The sequence below is a fragment of the Spirochaetae bacterium HGW-Spirochaetae-1 genome (assembly GCA_002839375.1).
Classification (GTDB): domain Bacteria; phylum Spirochaetota; class UBA4802; order UBA4802; family UBA5550; genus PGXY01.
The window spans coordinates 105,358-126,511 of the sequence record PGXY01000006.1; the positions used below are offsets into that span (position 1 = coordinate 105,358).

Annotated in this window: 26 protein-coding genes; 23 read left to right on the forward strand and 3 right to left on the reverse strand. The window is 41.6% G+C overall.

Translation table 11 applies throughout. From position 1 onward, the window contains the following. Nucleotides 1-17 precede the first annotated feature (17 nt). From CVV44_12560 to CVV44_12615, 12 genes are all read left to right on the forward strand, one after another. Nucleotides 18-476 (forward strand): enoyl-CoA hydratase, encoded by a 459-nt coding sequence (locus tag CVV44_12560; GenBank protein ID PKL37994.1) that lies wholly within the window; start codon nt 18-20, stop codon nt 474-476. Between the two features lie 546 nt (nt 477-1,022). Next, nucleotides 1,023-1,229 (forward strand): hypothetical protein, encoded by a 207-nt coding sequence (locus CVV44_12565; protein PKL37995.1) that lies wholly within the window; start codon nt 1,023-1,025, stop codon nt 1,227-1,229. Then, nucleotides 1,216-1,518, forward strand: a complete 303-nt coding sequence (locus tag CVV44_12570; GenBank protein PKL37996.1) for a hypothetical protein — start codon at nt 1,216-1,218, stop codon at nt 1,516-1,518. The genes CVV44_12565 and CVV44_12570 overlap by 14 nt, the downstream gene beginning before the upstream one ends. 313 nt (nt 1,519-1,831) lie before the next feature. Next, nucleotides 1,832-2,164, forward strand: coding sequence for a hypothetical protein (locus tag CVV44_12575; protein PKL37997.1), 333 nt, complete (start codon nt 1,832-1,834; stop codon nt 2,162-2,164). 262 nt (nt 2,165-2,426) lie between these two features. Continuing rightward, nucleotides 2,427-2,921, forward strand: a complete 495-nt coding sequence (locus tag CVV44_12580; GenBank protein ID PKL37998.1) for a hypothetical protein — start codon at nt 2,427-2,429, stop codon at nt 2,919-2,921. After that, a complete protein-coding gene (locus CVV44_12585) occupies nt 2,918-3,376 on the forward strand; it encodes a hypothetical protein (protein ID PKL37999.1) in 459 nt (152 codons plus the stop codon). Before CVV44_12580 ends, CVV44_12585 begins: the two co-directional genes overlap by 4 nt. A 216-nt stretch (nt 3,377-3,592) precedes the next feature. Beyond that, nucleotides 3,593-5,203, forward strand: coding sequence for a hypothetical protein (locus CVV44_12590; protein PKL38000.1), 1,611 nt, complete (start codon nt 3,593-3,595; stop codon nt 5,201-5,203). Continuing rightward, nucleotides 5,196-6,779, forward strand: a complete 1,584-nt coding sequence (locus tag CVV44_12595; GenBank protein PKL38001.1) for a hypothetical protein — start codon at nt 5,196-5,198, stop codon at nt 6,777-6,779. The genes CVV44_12590 and CVV44_12595 overlap by 8 nt, the downstream gene beginning before the upstream one ends. A gap of 192 nt (nt 6,780-6,971) precedes the next feature. Continuing rightward, on the forward strand, nt 6,972-7,916 hold the full coding sequence (locus tag CVV44_12600) for a hypothetical protein (GenBank protein PKL38002.1): 945 nt from the start codon (nt 6,972-6,974) through the stop codon (nt 7,914-7,916). A gap of 134 nt (nt 7,917-8,050) precedes the next feature. Then, complete coding sequence (locus CVV44_12605) at nt 8,051-8,248, forward strand: DUF2191 domain-containing protein (GenBank protein PKL38003.1); 198 nt, start codon at nt 8,051-8,053, stop codon at nt 8,246-8,248. After that, nucleotides 8,245-8,682, forward strand: a complete 438-nt coding sequence (locus CVV44_12610) for a VapC toxin family PIN domain ribonuclease (protein PKL38004.1) — start codon at nt 8,245-8,247, stop codon at nt 8,680-8,682. The genes CVV44_12605 and CVV44_12610 overlap by 4 nt, the downstream gene beginning before the upstream one ends. A 170-nt stretch (nt 8,683-8,852) precedes the next feature. Further along, nucleotides 8,853-9,185 (forward strand): toxin-antitoxin system HicB family antitoxin, encoded by a 333-nt coding sequence (locus CVV44_12615; protein PKL38005.1) that lies wholly within the window; start codon nt 8,853-8,855, stop codon nt 9,183-9,185. Nucleotides 9,186-9,261: 76 nt separating this feature from the next. Here CVV44_12615 and CVV44_12620 read toward each other — a convergent pair whose 3' ends face one another. Further along, nucleotides 9,262-10,446 carry a hypothetical protein gene (locus tag CVV44_12620; protein ID PKL38006.1) on the reverse strand — a complete coding sequence of 395 codons (1,185 nt, stop codon included), beginning with the start codon at nt 10,444-10,446 and terminating at the stop codon, nt 9,262-9,264. A gap of 182 nt (nt 10,447-10,628) precedes the next feature. Between CVV44_12620 and CVV44_12625 the strand changes: the two genes are divergently transcribed. From CVV44_12625 to CVV44_12640, 4 genes are all read left to right on the forward strand, one after another. After that, the gene (locus CVV44_12625; protein ID PKL38007.1) at nt 10,629-11,120 is read left to right on the forward strand and encodes a hypothetical protein; all 492 of its coding nucleotides are present in this window, start codon (nt 10,629-10,631) and stop codon (nt 11,118-11,120) included. After that, nucleotides 11,120-11,563, forward strand: coding sequence for a hypothetical protein (locus CVV44_12630; GenBank protein ID PKL38008.1), 444 nt, complete (start codon nt 11,120-11,122; stop codon nt 11,561-11,563). Before CVV44_12625 ends, CVV44_12630 begins: the two co-directional genes overlap by 1 nt. A gap of 91 nt (nt 11,564-11,654) precedes the next feature. After that, a complete protein-coding gene (locus CVV44_12635; protein ID PKL38009.1) occupies nt 11,655-12,758 on the forward strand; it encodes a hypothetical protein in 1,104 nt (367 codons plus the stop codon). Nucleotides 12,759-12,777: 19 nt separating this feature from the next. Then, the gene (locus tag CVV44_12640) at nt 12,778-13,251 is read left to right on the forward strand and encodes a hypothetical protein (GenBank protein ID PKL38010.1); all 474 of its coding nucleotides are present in this window, start codon (nt 12,778-12,780) and stop codon (nt 13,249-13,251) included. A gap of 58 nt (nt 13,252-13,309) precedes the next feature. Here the strand turns inward: CVV44_12640 and CVV44_12645 are convergent, their stop codons facing one another. Further along, nucleotides 13,310-14,056 (reverse strand): hypothetical protein, encoded by a 747-nt coding sequence (locus tag CVV44_12645; protein ID PKL38011.1) that lies wholly within the window; start codon nt 14,054-14,056, stop codon nt 13,310-13,312. 98 nt (nt 14,057-14,154) lie between these two features. Next, complete coding sequence (locus CVV44_12650; protein PKL38012.1) at nt 14,155-14,823, reverse strand: lytic transglycosylase; 669 nt, start codon at nt 14,821-14,823, stop codon at nt 14,155-14,157. 310 nt (nt 14,824-15,133) lie between these two features. Here CVV44_12650 and CVV44_12655 point away from each other — a divergent pair, with 310 nt between their 5' ends. From CVV44_12655 to CVV44_12685, 7 genes are read left to right on the forward strand one after another with little or no spacing between them, the layout of a single operon-like run. Next, nucleotides 15,134-17,248 carry a chemotaxis protein CheA gene (locus CVV44_12655; GenBank protein ID PKL38013.1) on the forward strand — a complete coding sequence of 705 codons (2,115 nt, stop codon included), beginning with the start codon at nt 15,134-15,136 and terminating at the stop codon, nt 17,246-17,248. Nucleotides 17,249-17,274: 26 nt separating this feature from the next. Then, nucleotides 17,275-17,565 (forward strand): hypothetical protein, encoded by a 291-nt coding sequence (locus CVV44_12660; GenBank protein ID PKL38014.1) that lies wholly within the window; start codon nt 17,275-17,277, stop codon nt 17,563-17,565. A gap of 57 nt (nt 17,566-17,622) precedes the next feature. After that, nucleotides 17,623-18,003 (forward strand): two-component system response regulator, encoded by a 381-nt coding sequence (locus CVV44_12665; protein PKL38015.1) that lies wholly within the window; start codon nt 17,623-17,625, stop codon nt 18,001-18,003. A 35-nt stretch (nt 18,004-18,038) separates the two neighbouring features. Continuing rightward, on the forward strand, nt 18,039-18,623 hold the full coding sequence (locus tag CVV44_12670; protein PKL38016.1) for a hypothetical protein: 585 nt from the start codon (nt 18,039-18,041) through the stop codon (nt 18,621-18,623). 24 nt (nt 18,624-18,647) lie between these two features. Continuing rightward, a complete protein-coding gene (locus CVV44_12675; protein PKL38017.1) occupies nt 18,648-19,484 on the forward strand; it encodes a chemotaxis protein CheR in 837 nt (278 codons plus the stop codon). Between the two features lie 34 nt (nt 19,485-19,518). Continuing rightward, nucleotides 19,519-20,100 (forward strand): chemotaxis protein CheD, encoded by a 582-nt coding sequence (locus CVV44_12680; protein PKL38018.1) that lies wholly within the window; start codon nt 19,519-19,521, stop codon nt 20,098-20,100. A 13-nt stretch (nt 20,101-20,113) separates the two neighbouring features. Beyond that, entirely contained in the window at nt 20,114-21,136 is a 1,023-nt protein-coding gene (locus CVV44_12685; GenBank protein ID PKL38219.1) for a chemotaxis response regulator protein-glutamate methylesterase, read from the forward strand. Nucleotides 21,137-21,154: the final 18 nt, after the last annotated feature.

The window sequence follows — 21,154 nt, forward strand, 5'->3', positions numbered from 1 at the left end:
CACAAGGAGAATTATATATGTCAGCCTCAATAGCTTTAAAGAAAGTAGAAGGTTATATCGGAAAGGAAATCTTTCTCTCTGAATGGACTCAAATTACGCAGGATCAAATTAATCAATTTGCAGATAGTACAATGGACCACATGTGGGTGCATGTTGATGAGGAAAAAGCGGCAAAGGGTCCGTTCGGGACAACAATTGCTCATGGGTATCTTACCCTCTCCCTTCTCCCTTTTTTCAACTATCAGGTGCCCATGATACTTGAAGGTATGAAATTCTCAATCAATTATGGACTGGATAAAGTTCGATTTATCAATCCCGTGGTATCCGGCGCAAAAATGCGTGATCGTATCGTATTAGCGACAATAGAGGAAAAACCGGGCAACCGATTGCTTATAAAACAAAATCATACGCTTGAAATCGAAGGTCAGGAAAAACCTGCCTGTATCGCCGAAGCTTTGACCATGCTCTTTTTCTAACATCGATATGCAATGATGAGATTATAAAAAATTAGGATAAGATAATGTTTAAAGGAGGTAAAATGTCTGAATCACGCAAAAAAATTATGACTGCAAGTGAAGCTATAAGTAAATACGTTCACAACGGTGATCATCTCGTCATCGGCAATTATACAGTCGGGACTTGCGCCGAGCTTGTGTTTGAAGTAGCCAGGCAAGGCCAAATTACTTATGGCTTGTTTCGGTGAGCCCTTTACTAAAGGGGCGCGCGGAGCGGGGGATTTGATACGTGCCGGAAGGCGTTCGTTTGCGGGTATTATCCGAATAATTTTTCCGGAATAATCCTTTGCGAACTTTTTCAGCCGGGATCACCGGTTGGGTGATGGATGTTCCGGTTTCCCGGGACGGGGATTGCGGCAGGGGCCCTCTGCCGTGTGGGGGTGTCCCTTGGGGCCGGGACAGGGCCCTTTGCCCCTTTTTTGTCACGCCACAAAAAAGAGGCGAAAAAAGGGCGCTCGCTCAAACGCCGCGAGGGGCTTGGTCTTTCTGTATCAGGAAACTCTCTCCATGCACACTGCGGACGCCATCCTGGCTTGTCCTCGCGTGCAGCCCAGCAGCGAAGGCGTCCATGCCTTCGCTGTCCTTTGCTTCTCTGCGACAATAAAATTCAAGTTTTCAAAGATCGAATGCAAGCCTGAATCATATATGTTTAAAACCCTCGGCGGGTCCGTTATGCCCTTTGTTATTAATACGTGCCGAAATGATACCTGTTAAAAAAATTTCCGGGGTCAGGGGAAAATTTGAGTTTTTTTTCCCCGGGCTCCGCTTTTTAAAACCGGTACAGGAGCATTATGGAACGAGCAACGGAGAAGCAACGGAGGAAGAACGGAGGAGCATGGTCGGGATCTGGCCGGGAAATTTCGGTATCGGCGGGTGTTCATGGTTTTTTTTATTACAACAGGGAAATTGTTTTAATATCTGGGAAGGGGATACGTATTATACAGTAGATATGCCTGTCGACAGGAGATGTGGGCTGCATCGGGGGCAGTGGATATTTTTATAATATGGGTAACATCAGATGAAATCGGGGTTGACTTATTAGAGTTAAATCCTATGTTTGAATAATGGAGTTTGTGGGGATGGATTGAGGGTGATTTGGTTTATGGAGTTAATGCGAATTGCGGATGAGGGTTGTTATATGACATTGTCTCGCCAACTTTATAAAAAGCCGCCATCCGTGGCGGCAATATGAGGAATTAAAAATGAATTTTAGGTTTATTCTTTTAATTTTATTACCCTTAATAATTTTTAATATTATATCATGCAAAGAACCTAGTAGATATTCCTATAATAAAGATAAAAGACTATTTTCTTGTATGCATAAAAACAAAACAATTTGTGTTGAATTTTATTCAAATAAATTTACTAGTAATGATGAAATTTCATCGACGAAGGATTCACAAAATTATTTATGTGATGGAGATTTAGTCAATTTCTGTGATGGCAATAATTTAAAAATTGTAGTAGAGAATATCCAGAAAACAAAAAGAACAAAAAAAATAGAAAATACAACTCATTGCTCAGATTTTGATCGTATAGATTACTATTATAATACATATAAAAATGATATTAAAACTATTAAAAATTATTATACTGCTAATTCAAATAATGAAAAAATAATATTTCATATAATAAATGAAAACAATTAATAACACAATAATATAAATATTATATGCCTACGCCATCCATGGCTTCGGAAACTATATGGCAAAATGGCGAGACAACGTCATATAACACGGCGTCATGCGCTGCGCTCACTGCGTTCGCTTGGGCTTCGCCAAATTTTGCCTTCGCTACGCTACGGCAAAACGTCGCATACGCCGGGAACGTTATGTGTAATGTCCGACTTGAATTTATTATTCTGATTCGCAAATCGGTAGTGGTCCCATAATTTTATTAAAGGAATGAATCATGAGTGACGAAAAAAACGAATTATCTGCACCAATGCGAGAACTTGTTCAAGATCTCGGGATTAATCCTGATAACGCACAAAACCTTGATTTAGGTGATATTTTTAAGACAGGAACAAGTCCTATGCTTTTTCTTACTAGAGTTAGCAATGTATATACGCATAGTCATCACCTTGAAAAAGAAAACTCTGACTTAAAAAAAAATTTAAACGATTATAAAGAAAAATTAGATGAAGCAAAATCACAAATTGTTGCCCTTCAAAAAAGTGAAATAATTTTACAAAAAGATAATGAATATTTATCAACGGTTGGACAAAATTCTATTCCCGGAACAATTTTATTTTCAATGGGTAGCGTTTTTATTGGTGTCTGTGGGGGATACATTAATGCAAAAACTTATTTGCCAGCATTTATAACAGGCTTAATCGGACTTGGTTGTTCCGTTTTGGCTGGTTATTTAATCAATCAAAGACCAAAAAAAGGATTAATCAAATGATTGAAAAAGAATATTATATCCCTTCAAATTTACAATGGAAAATTTGGAATCAGCGTCTTGAATTAATGAATAAAGAAATTAGAGAATATAGAATAACAAGTATTACAATGTCTACAATTGTTTGGGCTCTTGTTATAACTGGGAAATGGTTTGGTGAACCAAATAGTATGTCTTTCGTAGTAAGCATGACATTAGGTATGTCTGGTTTTCTTTGGGCTTTTTGTTATTTATACACATTGCAACTAAATAATTTTTTAATTCAAGATGTTTATTGGAGAGATGAGCCATACGATCTTGAACATGAGTCATATGCAATGATACTAAAAGAATTAGAATACAAAATAATAGCAAAGTCGAGAAGACTCAAGCTTATAAAAATGCTAATCTCAATTTCTATTATGATGACTATTGCAAGTATTTTTTCAGTAATCATTCTTAGTCGATCATTTTACTAAAAATAAGTTTAAAATAAATTCTATTAATTTGAGACTTACATGTAAGACGTCGGACACTACACATAACAAAGCTTACCTGCGGCGCTCGGAGTACCTCGCTTGGACTTCGCCACATTGCGGCAAAAGACCGCCGCAACGTCAAGTAAGCAATACGTTATGCAATTGCTCCCCCACTTTTTGTTGATCATTGAGGGATAATTGAATAGAAGGATTTATATGTACAGTGTGAACAATGAATTAGTTAAGAAAGCCATTAAATTTTTAAAAAAAGATATCTATGATGACTGGTTTTGTGACATTCAAAACTTTGATGATATTTTTAATGACATCAATAATATAACAAATATAATAAACGATAAGATTAGAAGTGGAAAAGGAATCTATTTAGCAGATAATCCAATATTATTTAATATCCCAAAAGAAAATGGTGCATTCAGATATACATTAGAATTATGTCCATTAGATAGATTGGCATATCATATATTTGGAATTCAATTGATTCGTTATTTAGATCGTTCGCTTCCCTTTAATGTTTTAGGCCATCGGAAAAATTTAGATGATAAAATGTTATTCAAACCAATGATTGAACAATGGAATAAATTTGAAAACTATACAAGGGTTTCTGGAATAAATAAGCATATAATCCAAACAGATATTTCAAATTATTTTGATTATATAAATATCAACAGACTCCGAATCGAATTAATAAACTCGGCATCTGATGCAAACCTATCATCCGAAGACTTTGTAAATTGTATTTATGCAATAGAGTCCATATACGCAATATTAAAACAAATATCATTCGATGGGGAAAGAGGCTTGCCTCAGAATAAAGATATATCTTCATTCTTAGCAAATATATACATGAGACCACTTGATAAATGCTTAGATGATGCAATTTATTTTAGATATATGGATGATATACGGATTATAGCTAATACTAGAGCGGATGCCAACCGCTATATGCTTTGCATTATAGAAGAATTAAGAAAATGTGGCTTATCATTAAATAGCAGTAAAACAAAAATTTTAATTCCGGGGAGCAACGAACATACAAATTTTTGTTGTGAAACGGATTTAGAGGCAAAAAAAACTGAATCATTGTTCAACAGCGGAAAAAGAAAGTACGTAATCGAGTCGTTTAATATAATTTATAACAATGTTATTAAATATATTGATGAGAGTAAAGTTAATGAAAGAAAATTTCGTTTTTACTCTAATAGAATAATTACATTTTTAAATGCAAAAGATATTAAAGTACCAAAAAAATTTAAAGAAGAGATTTCAAATAAATTAATCGGAGTTATTTCTGCAAGACCAGATTCTGCTGATAAAATATGTGCTTTAGTAAAAGCAATTGGGCCTTTTAAAAGATTACAAGAAGATCTTGTCAAGTGGGCTGTAACGCCTGATAATTTAACTTATGAATGGACAGTATATACAATTATTAAAACTCTTATTATGCAATCCTATAAATCAAAAATTTTGGATAATTATTGTAAAGCTTGTTTAAATGATATCAACATTCCTGATAATATTAGGGGTATCTCAGCTGTATATTTAAACAAAAAAGCAAAAAAATCTATCATCAATTTACTATCAATAAATAATTCACATTTTTTTCAAAGACATTTAATAATTGCACTATCAGAAATTAAACCGGATGTTCTACTGCAAAATATTATTTCAGAAAAAATATTACCGGACTTTAAAGGTCAACACCAGAATCTTTATAAACTTTCTCTGAATGATAACTTCTTCTATGTAAAAGAACATGAGCGAATCACACAAAGAGAATTAATTCAAGAGTTAAAAAACTATGCTTAATATTGCATTATTTTTCAACAACTCTCTTGAAGCGATTCCATTTGCATTAACTTTAATTAATAATAAAGTTCGTATTATCAGAGATTTTAGGCGTTTACGTTTCCCAGATAATATTATCACTTTAGGGTACACTGATACTATTGATTCATTTAGAAATCTAAGCATTCCATTTAACTCAACTCAAAGAAGACTTGAAATATTATATGCTTTAACAATATACTATTCTAAGGGTGACCAGCCGAAAAAATGGAAATTTCGTAAATCTGAAATCATTGGAAAATATATAGCACCTTCTGTAATCACCAACCTGAAACAATATGAAAATAGTGAGTTATCGTGGAGTGAATTTAGTAAAATTCTTTTTAGTCAAAAAACAAATTTATTAAATGCGGTTAAAAACGTATATGATCAACTTCTTACCGAATATACCCAAAATTCATTAGATAAACTGGCTTGGCTCGAAACTGAATATTTTATTGATAATTATTTTTTAATGAATCAATATAATGGAATTATGGTTGATAAAAATAAAATTGAAAAACAGCTTTTTGATATGAATTTTCAAAAATATTCTGCATTATTGTATTTAGAAAAAAATTATAATCTTGATATTTCGAGTTCATATTTATCTGATGAAAAAATAGACGAACTTATACTTTCTGAGTATAAAGATTTTGAAAAGACAGAAGAAATTACTAGTTTAATTCAAGTGATTAATACTTCTGATAACAGAATTGAATCAATAACTACAGTTAAAGAGTGCCGTATTGATTACGCAAATCTGATTAAACATTATTCTACGGATGATATCCCATATATATACCCACAATATGATGTAATTGGCAGTAGTAGTGGTAGAATATTTATTGCAAGCCCCGGTACACAGTACTTAAAGAAATCAAAAAGAGATATATTTTTAGCACAAAATGATCATACACTTACATATTTTGATTTTAGAAATTATGAACCTGGCATCGCTGCAGGTCTATCAAACGATAAAAATTTCATAAACTATTATAATTCAGGAGATATGTATTCTAAAATTGCATCTGAAGTTTATAATGAACCTGAAAGAAGAAAGGATGTAAAAATTTCAATCCTTATGTTATTATATGGAATGTCACCAGAATCATTACATTACTATTTTAAAAAAAATAACAATTTCAATCCTGACGGGGTTATTCATATTTTAAACGGTTTTCAACAGTTACAAGAATGGAAAAAAAGTATTTTGGATGATGTATTAAAGAAATATACTGTTGTTGATAAAACTTATACAAGAAAGTTTCTACCAAATAATGATTGGAAAATTAAAACATCAGCTGTGAATCATATAATACAGTCAACAGGTTCACGGATTCTAAAGCGTTGCATTAAAGAAATTATTAATATTGAAGGAATTAAAATATTAATACCAATGCACGACGCACTTCTTTGTGAAATTATTGATAGCAGATATGTGGAAATTAAAGAACAGGTGATTCGTATAATGGAGAGCATCTTTACTGATGAAGTGATGTATGCTACCTCTAGAGTAATTGTAACAGATTTTTCAACGGAAAAAAAATTTCTGTAAAATTATGAGAATCTTAATAAATATTATATTTATTAAGATTTAGCACATTAAAAAAAAGGGGCAACAGTATATATCGCGGCGTTATGCGCTATATCGCTTTAATCCTCGGCCTCCAACACATTTCCTCCTCTGCAACGCTGCGGTAAAAATGTGGCATATGCTGGGAATGTTGGATGACATTTTTGTTGCATTATGGATATAAAAGTTAAAATCATATACTTGGATTGGAATGTTATTAATCATTTACATGATGGTATTTTACCTATTGAATTGAAAAATCTATTAATAAGTTTACAGGAAGAACGAAAAATAATATGCCCTTATACAGCAGAACATCTTAGTGAATTATATAGAGATTCTGATTCAATACAAGATTCTGAGCATCGAATCCTTGCTTTGATAAAAACATTATCAGAAATTACTAAAAATATTCTATGGTATTTTGACTATAGGGATAATAACTATTATTTTAAAAAAATACATCCTTACCAATACTATTTAAATCAGAAAGAAGAAAAAGAAGAATATGGTTTTTCTATAAGATTTCTATATAGATTGATATTTTACTTTATGAAATTTCAAACAATTAAATTTACTAGAATAATTTCGAAACAATCTCGAATTAAATTTAAGGATATTCATATAAAAACAATTTACGATCCAAATAATCCGATTGGGAGTTTGATGTTAATAACTAGAAACTTAACTGAAATTAATACAAGAGCATTTGAACTTCAAAGAAATAAATTAAATTTATGTCCTAAGGAATTGAACAGTTTAGTGGGTGACGAATTGATAAAAAAAATTAATGATGAAATTGGTAAATGGACTAAAACACATGATTTCAATAGTATTGTGGATAGTTCACTTCAATATCAAAAGGGTGGTCAGTTCTATAAAGAAGCAGGTCTTAATACATTTTTAGAAATGATGGGTTATCACAAAGATAAAAAATCAATAACGATAGAAAGTAAATTGTCTGATAGCAACCATCTAATATTTGGTTTAAAAGCACATACATTTATAACTCATGATAAACGTTTGTTCAATAGAGCCTTACAAATTGCAAATATGGAAGATTTAACAACAAAGGTAATATGGGCAAAAGATGCAATAAATTACCTTGAATCTATATAAATAAAAACGTCGGCTAACGAGCCTCTAGAATAAACTGAACACTGGCACCTCCCCCTCCAAGCCCCGTTAGTGCACCATTATTCTTCTTGACTTTACACATAACATTGTGTAAATTTACCCCAGAGGTTAATCACATGGCAAGTAATTTAAATATAGATATGAAACTGTTAGATGAAGTTTATCAACTGGGAAATTTCAAAACTAAAAAGGAAGCGGTAAACGTTGCGCTTAAGGAGTATATTCAGAAGCATAGACAAAAAGACATGTTGAAATTTCTAAATAAAGTTGATTTTGATAAAGACTATGATTACAAAAAATCCAGAAATAGATGACAAAATTTATCATTGATACATCAGTATGGTCGGAAGCGCTTCGTCGAAAAAAGAATACGGTAAATTCATCAGAAACTGTTGTAAGAAAAATTATCGAAAATGATGATGAAATTGTTATTTTAGGTATTATTCTTCAGGAAATTCTAACCGGCATCTCAAATGAAAAATTATGTAGAGAGATAAAAGATATTCTGGATGATTTTGCATACTTAGATATTACAAAGAATGACTACATTTACGCTTCCGAGTTAAGTAATAAATGCAGATCAAAAGGAATAATTGCCGGATCAATTGACTTTTTAATAGCAAGTGCTTCCATCAGAAACGAAATACAACTGGTAACTTTCGACAAGGACTTTATTAATATCAGTAAACATTCCGATTTAAAAATTTTAGACATAGATCGTTTTCTTAAAAATAAAACTGATAAATAAAATAAAAAACAGCATATAACAAAGCTTGGCACATCCTGTGCCGGTCGAAAAAAACTTGAAAGTGATACCACCTCGTCATCAATTCAGTGGAAGGACATCGCAGCATTATTGATATCGATAGGTGCGGTGGCATCAATAAAACGATTTCTGGAAAACGCAGGTGTAAAACCATGATGGAATATAAAGGATATATTGGAATAGTAAACCATGATTCAGATGCGAAGATATTTCATGGTGATGTAATAAATACAAAAGATGTAATTACATTCCAGGGAACTTCCGTGAAAGAAATAGAAAAAGCATTTAAAGGCTCAATTGATGATAATATAAAATGGTGCAAAGAAGAGGGTGTAAATCCCGAGAAACCACATTCAGGAAAATTCAATCTAAGGATTTCTCCGGAACTTCATAGAGAAATAGCAGTAGCTTCAACGAAAATGAATATGTCTTTGAATAAATTTGTTGAGAAAGCACTTATCGATGAATTGTCACATGTGGAATAAAACTCTCTGTGTACAGTAACAGTATTTCCCCACCACCGCCCCCTCTCCCCGTGGGAGAGGGGGCCGGGGGGTGAGGTCACTTCTTCCTGGCCGTCATGAGGTTCGACTGTCCCTTGCCTGCATTGTAGCCGTAGCTGAAGGGAAGCACGCCCGTGGACTGTTTCGCAAAGGCCTCCTTCAGGTCCTTCTGGCCCCTGTTGGCGAAGAGGGCAATGGGTTTGTCATAGACGCCGTGGAAACCCAGGTCCCATTTCGCCGCCGGCAGGTACCGCAGCGGAACGCCCGAATCATCCTGAACGATAAAGCTAGAGTCGGCGATGACCGCCGCCCTGATCTTCGTGAATTTAATGTCGTCGTTGTGCATGAGGTACGAGGCCGACTTGATGAAGGTCATGTAGGGGGCGCCTTTATCGATATAGGGAATGAAATTCGGTGAATTTTTCCCCAGCGAGTAATCGATGACGTTCAGCATGAAATAACGGATAACCTGTACCGGTCCGTTTCCCTTTCGGAAGGATATTTCCACGCCGGGGATTCTTTTTGACGCCGGGGGGTTCTGCCAGGTGATCTTCACGTCGGATTTCTCTCCGGCCACCAGTTCACTCTTCGCGTTGATGGCAACGGTGCGGGCGCTCACTATGTCGCAGTCGTTCTGTATGAGGAAAATCATGATGAGGCCGCAGATGCTGTTGAAGGAATCATTGCCAAGTTGCTTTTCCATGCCCCTGGTTCTGAAAAAATTGACATTGAGGATGCTGTTCAGGGAATTCATCACACCCAGGAGTCCGGCGCGGATTTTATCCTCACTGATGTCGTACGGGTCCGGGACTATGCCGGGCAGTTCAAGGCCGAACATGGTATAGGTTTCATTGTTGGGGAAAAAGGCCAGAACATTCATGATGTCGGGTCCGCTGAAGGGGTAGAGGACATTTTTTTCGACTTTGGCCGGTGCATACCGTTTCCACCAGGCCGTCATGCTGTTCAGATTGGGTTTCTGAAATTTATTCCACCCGTCATTGAGCTGCCGGGTATAATTCTTGTAGTATTTTGTCTGTGTATAGGAATAGAGCGATGATGCTTTATCGATGCTCCTGCCGGCAAGAAACCGGGCTGTTTCATTGTATCTGTTCGTATTGGCCGACCCTGGGGTCTCTTTTCCTTCCAGTACGGGTGCAAAGTGCATAACAAAGGCGAATGCAAGGGCTGAAAATAAGGCCATGGCGGTGAATATATTTTTCTGTGTTTTCCGGTTCTGTGACATGTGAAATCTCCCTTCTGGTTTGATAGGGTGGTGGACCAGGACAGGTCCCGTACCCCTGAAGCGGAATACTACAGCGGGGAATTAATCTTTTGTCAAGCCATATATTTTTCTTGACGGATTCATTTTAATATTACAGTAAAGCGTATTGTAAAAAAAATTAAAGCCGGAAGTTAAAACAAATCATGGATAAAAAAAATACTGCCTTCCTCTCAGGCGCACTATTCGCCCTTGTTGTGCTGTTTTTTACGGGTTGTACGGTTAAACCGGAAAATGTCGCCTCGCCAAGTGTTAAAATCGACTTCGCCATTCAGGATAACAAGGAAGTGTACACTGTCCATTTCAGCGGCGGTATACGCAATGAGAACAATAGCGTGGCTTTTCTCAATATGAAAGGAACAATCCGTCTCATTGATCCCGAGACGAAAAAGGCCGTGGACTCCTTTCCCTTTGAAGTGCCGGTAATCCTTCCCTTTGATACGGGAATCCTGGATTTACAGGTAGTGCGGACCGATGCGGAAATCGGGCCTCTCCTTGATCTGCTGAAGATAAACAGGGAACAGCTGGTCAGTGAAGGATCATCGTCGGGCAATTTTATCGAGGAAAATGACCTGGTCCTGACGGACCTTGGCTATGAGAAAAAGAATATCATAACTCTCCTTCAGGAAAAAAAATAATGACTATATTCAACGACACCAAACTCTATTTTTATTTCGCCATCGTGACTCTCGCGCTTGCCCTCATCACCGCGTCTCTTTCGGCATATTCCCGTTTTTCCGTAGAGCCCCGTATTCATTCGCTCCTTAACAGTGAAAACAACATGCAGGACAATTACCGGCAGGCCTATATCCTCCTGAGAAATCCCCAGATTTTCGCCCTCTATGAGCATTTCGATATAGACGGTATGAAGATCAAGAACTCGCTCATATATTTTGATAACAAGGTATATGAAGGCAAGGAATTCATCCCCGATGAAAAGAAATACCTGGAGCTCCTCCTGCAGAGAAGAACCGATGGCTCACAGCTGGGTTTCAATACCGTGGTATACCTGCTGATCGTATCGTTTCTGGCATGGGCGATGTTCTTCTATGAAAGAAGGAAATTTCAGCCCGTATCATAGATTAACCTCGCAAATTCATCTTGACGTATTCGTTTTATTCCTGTTATACTTGTACGGATACCTATTGAATTATTGTTAACCGGACCGGTGTATGCCCAAAAGAATCCTTGTTGTTGACGATGAAGAGCTCGTACGGAAAATGCTGCACAAAGTGCTTTCTCTTGCCGGGTACGATATTATCCCCGTATCCAACGGCAGGGAAGCGCTGGAGCTGTTAAAGTCAGGTCCTGTGGATCTCATCATTCTCGACATGAACATGCCCGGGATGAACGGAATCGATTTCCTCATGGCCATCAGGGAAAAAAACGTGACGCATGTTCCCGTACTCATGATGTCGGGAAGCTCCGACCCGGAACATCGGGCCGAGGCATACCGCCTGGGAGTATATGACTTCATCAGAAAACCGGAAGACACTGAAGTCATGCTGAAAAGAATTGAAAACGGCCTGCATATCGGCGATATGATCAATTTCAATGAGTTCATGAAGGTTGAACTCCTCATGGCCAGGAAGCTGCAGAAATATCTTTTCCCCGATCCCCTTGTGGCTACCGACAGATTCATCATCAATATATGGTCCAGGCCTCTCTCCGATATCGGCGGTGATCTCTATGACTATGTAATTTTCAGGAACGGCGATATCCTGTATTTTGTCGCCGATGTCTCGGGTCACAGCATATCGGCGGCCCTGTACACGGCCATCGTGAAAATGGTGTTCCGGAACGCGATTAAAGATAGCGATGACCCGGCCGGTATCATGAGCATTATGAACAGGGAGTTGAGCGAAAACCTTCCCCTGGAATCATTCGTTACCATGTTCTGCGGGCGTCTTGTGCGGGCCACAGCGGAAATGGTCTACTGCAACGCGGGTCACCCGCTTCCCTATCTTGTCAACACGCGGGGAATAAAGGAACTGCAGGGCAATGGTGCCTTCCTGGGGCCCATAAAGGACGCGGTCTACGCCGACAGCAGTATCAGGCTGGAGGCCGGTGACGGGGTACTGATCTATACCGACGGAGTCGTTGATCTGCTGAAAAATCCTCAGAATACAATAGACGAAGACATATTCATGCGGGCCCTGGAAGACACGGGGACCGATGCCCTGGAAAAGTTCAGCCGGATAAGGGATATGCTTTCCGGTGATGATACAATCTCCATCGATGACTGCACCCTCATGATGATCAAGTATACGGGCTGACGGGGCGTTTGTCGCGAGGATGAGCTACAGGATCGTTGTCGTTTCCGACAGTCATGGCAATCTTCATGCGCTACGGCGAATAGTGGAACATGAATATCCCTTTGACATGCTCATTCATTGCGGTGACGGCGTGGGGGACCTTTTTCACGCCGGGATTCCCCTGGAGGCGGTTGTTGTCAGGGTTCCCGGCAATGTCGATATGGGACGCGTAACAGACATGGAGCAGGTCGTTTTCCACGATGTGGGGGACCGGCGCATCATGGTGACCCACGGAGACCTGTTCCGGCTGCATCAGGGATATGAGGATATTCTGCGTGAAGGCCGAAAGAGCGCGGCTGACTTTATCTTCTTCGGCCATACGCATAAAAAATTCCTTCTTCCCGGAAAACCCCTGCTGTTCAATCCGGGCCCCGTCAGCAGCGGCGTTTATGGCCTTGTTACTATTGACGGGGAATGGCGGTTCGAACACAGGCGCCTGGAAGAGGGGCAATGAAACGCTATCTTAACCGGCGTGCCGCAGGTGTCGGTAATAACTGGCCGGACGAGCCCACTCAGGGCATATTTTCCCCCTCTGTATGTTCTGTATTGTCGCCACCGACAGTTTCTTCTTTTTCCTCCTCCACAGCGACTTTGCCTTCCAGGGCGGCCATTTTATCCGAGGCAAGCCCGGCGAAAATGGAGGAAGATGATTTCAGGTTCTGCAGCTTTTCAAGGGCCTCTTCCCATAGTTCCGGCTTAACTTCAGTTTTCTTTTTTGCCAGAACGGAACAGGCCTCTTCGTAGGTCCTTGCCTCAAGGATCAGAGCGGTTTCGGTACTGAATCCGCCCTGTACCCATTGTTTTGTGATATATTTTTCTCCTATTTTGCCCACGTATACCTGTACCCAGTTACCCTTTTCTTCCATGATGAAACCGATGGTTCCCCGGGGAATCGTGGCTTCAACTTTGCTTCCTTCATTGTTCCGTACATGGGCTTTGGTATCTTCAATGAATACCAGGGGCCTGTCCGCCAGGTTGGCGGCGGCCACGAATCCCTTGCTGTCGTCGGAGAGTTTGACAGAGGCTATCTCAACGGGTTTATTTTTGATAAGCACCTTCTCCAGGGCGAGAAGATCGACTGATTCGGTTTTAGAAAGCGTGGCGAGCCATGTGTTAAGCTCCCTGTCCTTGTATACCGGTGTCGAATAACGGGCATATTTTTTAGCAAGGGAGATTTCGTCCGAATCGGGGCTGTTTTTCTTGCAGCCCGGAGTGATGGAAATAAGAAGTATGAGAACCAGAACCGGAATTCTTTTCATTATGCGATGCCTCCTGAGTGATTTCTTCGTGAATGATATGCTCCTGGAGCGGGCTTTGTCAAGCAAATATGAAAAAGATTCGCCGTGCTTTTTCGTGATCAGCGGCTGTAGATGATAACGTCGCCTTCGCTGTCGATTTTTTTATAAAGCCGTTTTACCTGGTCGGAGTAATCGGAGCTTCCCCGGTAAAGGCGCATAATGGCGTTGACATAGTGGATGGTTGAATCAATGGGCGGAATGGCCATTCTGCGTTTTACGCGGCCAAGGCCTGCGTGGTATGCGGCCAGGGCCAGGGGGATATCATTCTGGAAATAAGAGAGAAGGGATCTGAAATGTTTTACTCCCGCTCGGACATTTTGGCCGGGATCGAAGGGATCACTCACCTTGTAACAGTCCGCCGTTTCCTGCATGAGCTGCATGAGCCCCATGGCACCGGCCACGGAAACGGCATCGGCCCTGAAGTCCGATTCGATCTTGATAATGCATTTGATGAGCAGCGGGTCCACCTTCTCTTCCGATGCGACCTGTTCAATGAGGGAATCATACCTGCTGGAGAGATTTTTGGTGACGGGTTTTCCTCCCTCCCATGGCGGCGTGTTGTAATAGGTTATGTTGCCTTCCCGGTCGACCTGCTGATATATCCTGGCGACGGCCGGGCTGTCCTGATGCATCATGGCAGCTGTAAACAGGAGCGTCATAACGGCGGTAATTATATGGATATGTAATTTTTTCATTTGTAAATACCGAAAGTATTCTCCTGCTATCATTTTCCCTGAATCGCGCAAGTACAATTTATTAAGTATTTATGTCGTATGACGTTTACTGGAATCAATATCCGTCCGTATATCCTCTTATTACGCGATTGCATGGTGTTTTCGTTCTATTCTAAGAACTATTAAAAAATAATATAGAAATATGACTGAATCAATGCTGGAATTTTTCATTATCCTGAAAGCTCTTTTTTTTATTGATTAATCATGTTTTCAATGATACCATTTTTTTACTGATCCTGCTGAAGTATGAATAGCGCATGACTTAAATGTATCCAAAAAATGATCACAAAAGTGGAGCTGGGCCATGGGACAAACTGATATTCTGAATGTTTTCATGGGAGAGGCCAGGGAAATCATTACCAACCTGGAATCCGATATTGTAAATCTCGAGGAGAATCCCCGGGATGAGACAATCATCAATGGCGTGTTCCGGTCCTTTCATACGTTAAAGGGAAGTTCGGGCATTGTAGGTCTCACCGGAGTCTATGAGTTCACGCACCGGGTGGAAAGTCTCATTGACGAAGTCCGATCGGGGAAATTGTCGATAAATGATGCGCTCATCGATGTGGTACTGGAAAGCATTGACTGGGTCAAGACAGAGATATTCGGGTCCGAGGAGAAAAAGAGCGACCACGATGAAAAACGTATTGATCTTCTCAACCGCATAACACACATCCTTGGCAAGACGGCAGTGAAGCCCCAGAAAAAGGAGCAGGAACAAAAAAGCAGGCAGGATATGCATCACGGTCTGCGTTATTATCATATAAAAGCCAGGTTCAGGGAAGATATATTCGAGTTCGGTATTGATCCGCTGATTCTCATGGAAGACCTGGCCGGTCTGGGTGAAGTGATCGCCCGGCGCGTCGACAAAAAAAAACTGCCCCTCTTCAGGGATTTTGATCCTGAAAAGTGTTACCTGGGCTGGGACATTGTCCTCAAATCGGACCAGCCGATTGACAAGATCAAGGCGGTTTTCCTCTTCGTTGAAGATGACAACGAAATTGAGATTAAGGATGTTACCTTTGATTTTTATGAAAACGAGGAGCTCGATGTCACCACCGATGAAATAAAAATCGGTGAAATCATGGTGAAGAAGGGGATACTCACTGAAGATGAACTGGAAGAGGTCATAGCCTTTCAGGACGACGTGAATAAAAAACTTGGGAACATAATAGTTGATAAGGGATACGCAACGGAAGAACAGATAAACGATGCCCTGAAAGACCAGGAAAAATTAAAGAAAAAAATTGAAACAACCACAATCCGTGTCGATACGTTAAAGCTGGACAATCTCATGAACCTCCTGGGGGAAATTGTGATAGGACAGTCGAGCCTGATGCGGATTGCCGAGGAAATGGAGGAGGAGTCGGGATTTAAACTCAAAAACGCCCTCTATGCCCTGGACAGGACCACCCGGGAATTCCAGGGACAGATCATGTCAATCAGGATGATACCCATCGGCCCCACCTTTGAGCAGTTCAAGCGTTTCGTCAGGGACAGCTCGCATTCCCTGGGGAAGGATATCAGGCTGGTAATCGAAGGCGGGGAGACCGAGCTCGACAAAACCGTGATTGAAAAAATCGGTGATCCCCTGAAGCACATGATACGAAATTCCATCGATCACGGGATCGAGAGTCCCCGGGAGCGTGAAGCGGCAGGGAAGTCCGCGCAGGGAACTATCGTGCTTAAGGCTTACCATCAGGAAGGCAACGTATATATCGAGATTATCGATGATGGGAAGGGAATATATGTCGACAGGGTAAAGGAAAAGGCCATTGCAATGGGACTTGTCAAGCCCGATGATGACCTGAGCAGGGAAAAGATACTGTCATTTTTGTTCATGCCCGGTTTCTCCACGGCCGAGAAGGTGGGAGATCTTTCCGGAAGGGGCGTGGGCATGGATGTTGTGAGAACGAATATCGAAGGATTGCGCGGCAACGTGGAAATCCGGTCCAGAGAGGGCCAGGGCACGACCATGCGGTTAAAGCTGCCGCTGACACTGGCGATCATTGACGGTATGCTGGTGAATATCGGTAATTATATCTACATCATCCCGCTCCTGTCAGTCGTGGAGTCTATACGCCCCAAACAGGACGGCATCAAAACCGTTGAAGGCAAGGGAGAGGTTATCCAGGTTCGGGGAGAATATGTTTCCCTCGTGCGGCTTTACGATATTTTCAAAATAGAATCACGCTGCCATGATCCCTGGGAGGGACTCGTTGTAATCGTTGAGTCCAATACGTCGCGTATCGGTCTGCTGGTCGATGACCTGGTAGGGCAGCAGCAGATAGTGATCAAAAGCCTGGATAATTTTATTACGGCCAGCCGGGCCGTTTCCGGCGCGGCAATTCTCGGTGACGGCAGGGTCGCCCTGATCATCGATATCTTCGGATTAATCGAAGAACTGGGGAATCGTTGAGCCGCTGATCAGGCAGGCTGTTGAGAATGAATTCTGTGTATACTGTCAGGGAACAGGGAGGAGTTTTTATGGAAATTGACAGCGATTTTATCGGTGTAAAACAGGTGAAAAAATTCTACGATGATTTTGTCAGGGAACTGGATGCCGCCGATGAAGTAATGATTGATTTTTCCAGGGTGAAGAGGGTGGACCTTTCCATCGTGCAGGTTATCATCGCGGCAGGCCGTGAGGCTCGGGGGAGCGGTAAGATGATAAAGCTTAAAGGCGTGTCAGATACGATTAAGAAACAGATGCATATCTGCGGTTTAAAAACATGACATGGTATTACATAATATAACAGGAATGGCAATGAACTATTTCAGCGGGAGGACTCGATGGATAATAAATATATCATGATAATTGATGATTCACCGACAATACGAATCAGTGTCGAATTCGCAGTGAAGAAAATGGGATATCCCATACAACATGCGGAAAACGGGGAAGACGCCCTGGAAAAAATTAAAGAGATAAAATCCCAGGGCGGCGATGTGGCAATCTGTATCTGCGACATAAATATGCCCCAGATGGACGGCATAGCCTTTATCAAGGAATTCAAGAAGACGGACAAGTTCACACCGGTGATAGTTCTGACAACGGAATCGGGGGACGTTAAGATTAAAGAGGGTAAGGAAGCGGGAGCTTCGGGATGGATAGTCAAGCCGTTCCAGCCTGCGGACCTTGTCCAGGTAGTGCAGAAATTTCTTAAAGCCTGATCTGTGGGCAAGAATGGAATTCCGGCAGTCAATCGATGATTAAAAGTGATAGCAGCAAATTCAATAAGCCCTTATATATACTGTATCCCGGTGATTATTTCGCTACGAAAGATGATTGCGTCATGGGAACGGTGGCGGGGTCGTGCCTCTGCGTCTGTCTCTACGACAAGATGCGGGGTATCGGCGGCATGGGGCTTTTTATCGTGCCCGGCGGTATAGGTACGGAAGGGATTGTCATGAGCGAGATCGCACGGAGCGGTATTACCAGCATGGAGTACCTGATGGGCGAATTGGTTAAACAGGGCGGTGACAGGAAATTCGTCAAAGCGAAGATTTTTGGGGCTGGATATGCCGGCACCGGAGTCGGGACCGAATTGATTGAGGCCAACATCCGGTTTATCCATGAGTATTTTACCCTGGAGAATATTCACGTGGAGCGGAGCGACCTGGGTGGAGATTTCCGGAGGCGGCTTTATTTTATTCCGCGTGAAGGAACGGTTTACAGGCAGATACTGAAGAACAACGAGGAGGCATCGGAATTTACAAAGCTGGAAAAGGAATATATCGACACCGAATTTCGCAGCAAGAAGAGAGTTGGAAGAATCGTGCTTTTTGAATAGAATTCAGGACATACGGGTAGTGTAATGCTTGTCAACGATATTGGTGATAATGAGTTTTATCTTTTCAGAGATATCATATACAGGGAAGCCGGTATTAAACTTTCCGATCTGAAAAAAAGCCTGCTGCAGGCACGGTTGTCCCGCCGCTGTCGCTTTCTCGCAATTCCCACATTCAACGATTACTACAATTTCCTTATGGAGAATTACGATGAGGAAAAAATTCACTTCATAAACGCCATAACGACAAACAAGACGGAGTTTTTCCGGGAGAACAGGCATTTTGAGCATATGCGTGATATTTTTCTTCCGGAATTTGAATCACGCAATACAAGGGAAATCCGCATCTGGAGCGCCGGCTGCTCAACTGGAGAGGAACCCTACAGTGTCGCCATCACGCTCATGGAATATTATGAAAACCGGAAAAAGCCCGTTATAAAAATTCTGGCCACGGACATCGATACAAATGTTTTGCAGACCGCCGCCGAAGGTATATACAAAAAGGATGTTGTCGAGAATATAGACATGCCTGTTTTAAAAAAATATTTTCTGCGGGGGAAGGGCGAAAACGGCGGGCTTTTCAGGGTACGCGATGATTTAAAAAAGATGATATATTTCAGGAGGCTGAATCTCATGCAGGAGCACTATCCCATGAAAGACCCCTTTGATATCATTTTCTGCCGGAACGTGATCATATATTTCGACAAGGAAACCCAGGTAAATGTTTTCAAACGATTTCACCGGTATCTTGATGACAGGGGATGCCTTTTTATAGGGCATTCGGAAAACATAACTACCATCACCGATGATTTTGTGTTAACGGGAAATACAATTTACGCCAAAGCGGGCGGAGGGAAACGGTGATACGTTTAAGCCGTTAACCCCGGAGGATGAAGTGATGTATGAAAGACATAGTCTGAAATATAATAAATTGATCAAGATTATTCATCCCGGCGAGTTCTTCGCCTCCAATGAGGATGAACTCATTGGCACGCTATTGGGCTCCTGTGTGGCCCTTTGTCTGCATGACGGGAAAAACGGAGTGGCCGGCATGAATCACTTCATGCTTCCCGGCAGAATATCCAGCAGCGATATATTTTCAGACCGCTCGGCCCGGTACGGCATTACGGCCGTAAACAAGCTCCTGGCTGCCGTTCAGAATTGCGGTGCGGTTAAGGCGAACCTGACGGCGAAAATTTTCGGCGGCGGGCACGTGCTGGATTTTATGGGAAACTCCGAGAGTATCCCCATGGACAATATTCGCGTAGCCCGTGTCATGATGGAAATGGAGGATATTGAGATTGTCACCAGTGATGTGGGTGACAATTTTACACGAAAACTCATGATGGATGTGCGGAGCGGGAAGGTGTATCTGAAAAAATCCACCAAGGTGGAGGTTTTTGAGAACATTATGCAGCGGGAACAGGAGTTCGTTCAAAGGAGATTCCACGGTGGAAAAGATCAAAGTCCTGATAATTGACGATTCGGCAGTGATGAGGAAATTTCTGACCGACACGCTTTCCCGGTCGCCCCGGATCGAAGTGGTGGGCACTGCCATTGATCCTTTCATCGCCGTGAATAAAATAAAGGCGCTTAAACCCGATGTCCTCACCCTCGATGTGGAGATGCCTCGTATGGACGGCCTGACCTTTCTTTCGAAATTGATGATTGCCAGCCCCATGCCGGTTATCATGGTGAGCACACTCACTGTCCAGGGAGCCGATGTGACCCTCAAGGCTCTTCATCTGGGGGCCGTTGATTTCATGCTGAAACCTGCCATTGACAACGAAAAGGAGGTGCAGGATTTTTCCCGTCTCATAATGGAAAAGGTATTCATGGCATCACAGGTGAAAATGAGCGGACGCTTGGCCGCGCCCATGCTCGAGGTGGAAGAGAAATTCAGCGCCGATGTCATTCTCGCCAAGCGTGATCCCCTGAAGACAAAGGTGCGGAGTGAGCAGATCGTGGCCATAGGCGCGTCCACGGGAGGCACCGAGGTCATAGATGAAATACTGGTGAGCCTTCCCGATTCGGTGCCCGGCATCGTCATTACACAGCACATGCCGGAAAAATTCACCGAGGCCTTTGCCAACCGGGTCAACACCAAGACAAAAATTCTTGTCAGGGAAGGGAAGCACGGCGATCGTCTCTACCGGGGCATGGCCCTCATCGCGCCGGGGGGCAGGCACATGCTTCTCCGGGCCGACAGCAACGGCTATTACATCGAAGTCAATGACGGGCCTCCCGTCAACCGGCATAAACCGTCCGTGGATGTGCTTTTCCGTTCCGTGAGCCAGGCCGCCGGCAGGGCCGCCACGGGAATTCTCTGTACCGGCATGGGAAATGACGGCGCGGCCGGTCTCCTGGAAATGAAAGACGCCGGGGCTTACACCGTGGGCCAGAACGAAGCCTCGTGTATCGTTTACGGCATGCCCCGCGAGGCCATGAAACTGGGCGCCACCTGTGAGGAGCGGAATATCGGGGGGATAATAGATTTTATAAAAAATATAAAGTGACCTGCGCAGTACTATCCT

Excerpts from the sequence above, each read along its gene's own strand:
- CVV44_12560 (PKL37994.1), top strand. The coding sequence starts at position 18 with ATGTCAGCCTCAATAGCTTTAAAGAAAGTAGAAGGTTATATCGGAAAG.
- CVV44_12565 (PKL37995.1), top strand. The coding sequence starts at position 1,023 with ATGCACACTGCGGACGCCATCCTGGCTTGTCCTCGCGTGCAGCCCAGC.
- CVV44_12570 (PKL37996.1), top strand. The coding sequence starts at position 1,216 with ATGATACCTGTTAAAAAAATTTCCGGGGTCAGGGGAAAATTTGAGTTT.
- CVV44_12575 (PKL37997.1), top strand. The coding sequence starts at position 1,832 with ATGCATAAAAACAAAACAATTTGTGTTGAATTTTATTCAAATAAATTT.
- CVV44_12580 (PKL37998.1), top strand. The coding sequence starts at position 2,427 with ATGAGTGACGAAAAAAACGAATTATCTGCACCAATGCGAGAACTTGTT.
- CVV44_12585 (PKL37999.1), top strand. The coding sequence starts at position 2,918 with ATGATTGAAAAAGAATATTATATCCCTTCAAATTTACAATGGAAAATT.
- CVV44_12590 (PKL38000.1), top strand. The coding sequence starts at position 3,593 with ATGTACAGTGTGAACAATGAATTAGTTAAGAAAGCCATTAAATTTTTA.
- CVV44_12595 (PKL38001.1), top strand. The coding sequence starts at position 5,196 with ATGCTTAATATTGCATTATTTTTCAACAACTCTCTTGAAGCGATTCCA.
- CVV44_12600 (PKL38002.1), top strand. The coding sequence starts at position 6,972 with ATGGATATAAAAGTTAAAATCATATACTTGGATTGGAATGTTATTAAT.
- CVV44_12605 (PKL38003.1), top strand. The coding sequence starts at position 8,051 with ATGGCAAGTAATTTAAATATAGATATGAAACTGTTAGATGAAGTTTAT.
- CVV44_12610 (PKL38004.1), top strand. The coding sequence starts at position 8,245 with ATGACAAAATTTATCATTGATACATCAGTATGGTCGGAAGCGCTTCGT.
- CVV44_12615 (PKL38005.1), top strand. The coding sequence starts at position 8,853 with ATGATGGAATATAAAGGATATATTGGAATAGTAAACCATGATTCAGAT.
- CVV44_12620 (PKL38006.1), bottom strand. The coding sequence starts at position 10,446 with ATGTCACAGAACCGGAAAACACAGAAAAATATATTCACCGCCATGGCC.
- CVV44_12625 (PKL38007.1), top strand. The coding sequence starts at position 10,629 with ATGGATAAAAAAAATACTGCCTTCCTCTCAGGCGCACTATTCGCCCTT.
- CVV44_12630 (PKL38008.1), top strand. The coding sequence starts at position 11,120 with ATGACTATATTCAACGACACCAAACTCTATTTTTATTTCGCCATCGTG.
- CVV44_12635 (PKL38009.1), top strand. The coding sequence starts at position 11,655 with ATGCCCAAAAGAATCCTTGTTGTTGACGATGAAGAGCTCGTACGGAAA.
- CVV44_12640 (PKL38010.1), top strand. The coding sequence starts at position 12,778 with ATGAGCTACAGGATCGTTGTCGTTTCCGACAGTCATGGCAATCTTCAT.
- CVV44_12645 (PKL38011.1), bottom strand. The coding sequence starts at position 14,056 with ATGAAAAGAATTCCGGTTCTGGTTCTCATACTTCTTATTTCCATCACT.
- CVV44_12650 (PKL38012.1), bottom strand. The coding sequence starts at position 14,823 with ATGATAGCAGGAGAATACTTTCGGTATTTACAAATGAAAAAATTACAT.
- CVV44_12655 (PKL38013.1), top strand. The coding sequence starts at position 15,134 with ATGGGACAAACTGATATTCTGAATGTTTTCATGGGAGAGGCCAGGGAA.
- CVV44_12660 (PKL38014.1), top strand. The coding sequence starts at position 17,275 with ATGAATTCTGTGTATACTGTCAGGGAACAGGGAGGAGTTTTTATGGAA.
- CVV44_12665 (PKL38015.1), top strand. The coding sequence starts at position 17,623 with ATGGATAATAAATATATCATGATAATTGATGATTCACCGACAATACGA.
- CVV44_12670 (PKL38016.1), top strand. The coding sequence starts at position 18,039 with ATGATTAAAAGTGATAGCAGCAAATTCAATAAGCCCTTATATATACTG.
- CVV44_12675 (PKL38017.1), top strand. The coding sequence starts at position 18,648 with ATGCTTGTCAACGATATTGGTGATAATGAGTTTTATCTTTTCAGAGAT.
- CVV44_12680 (PKL38018.1), top strand. The coding sequence starts at position 19,519 with ATGTATGAAAGACATAGTCTGAAATATAATAAATTGATCAAGATTATT.
- CVV44_12685 (PKL38219.1), top strand. The coding sequence starts at position 20,114 with ATGAGGAAATTTCTGACCGACACGCTTTCCCGGTCGCCCCGGATCGAA.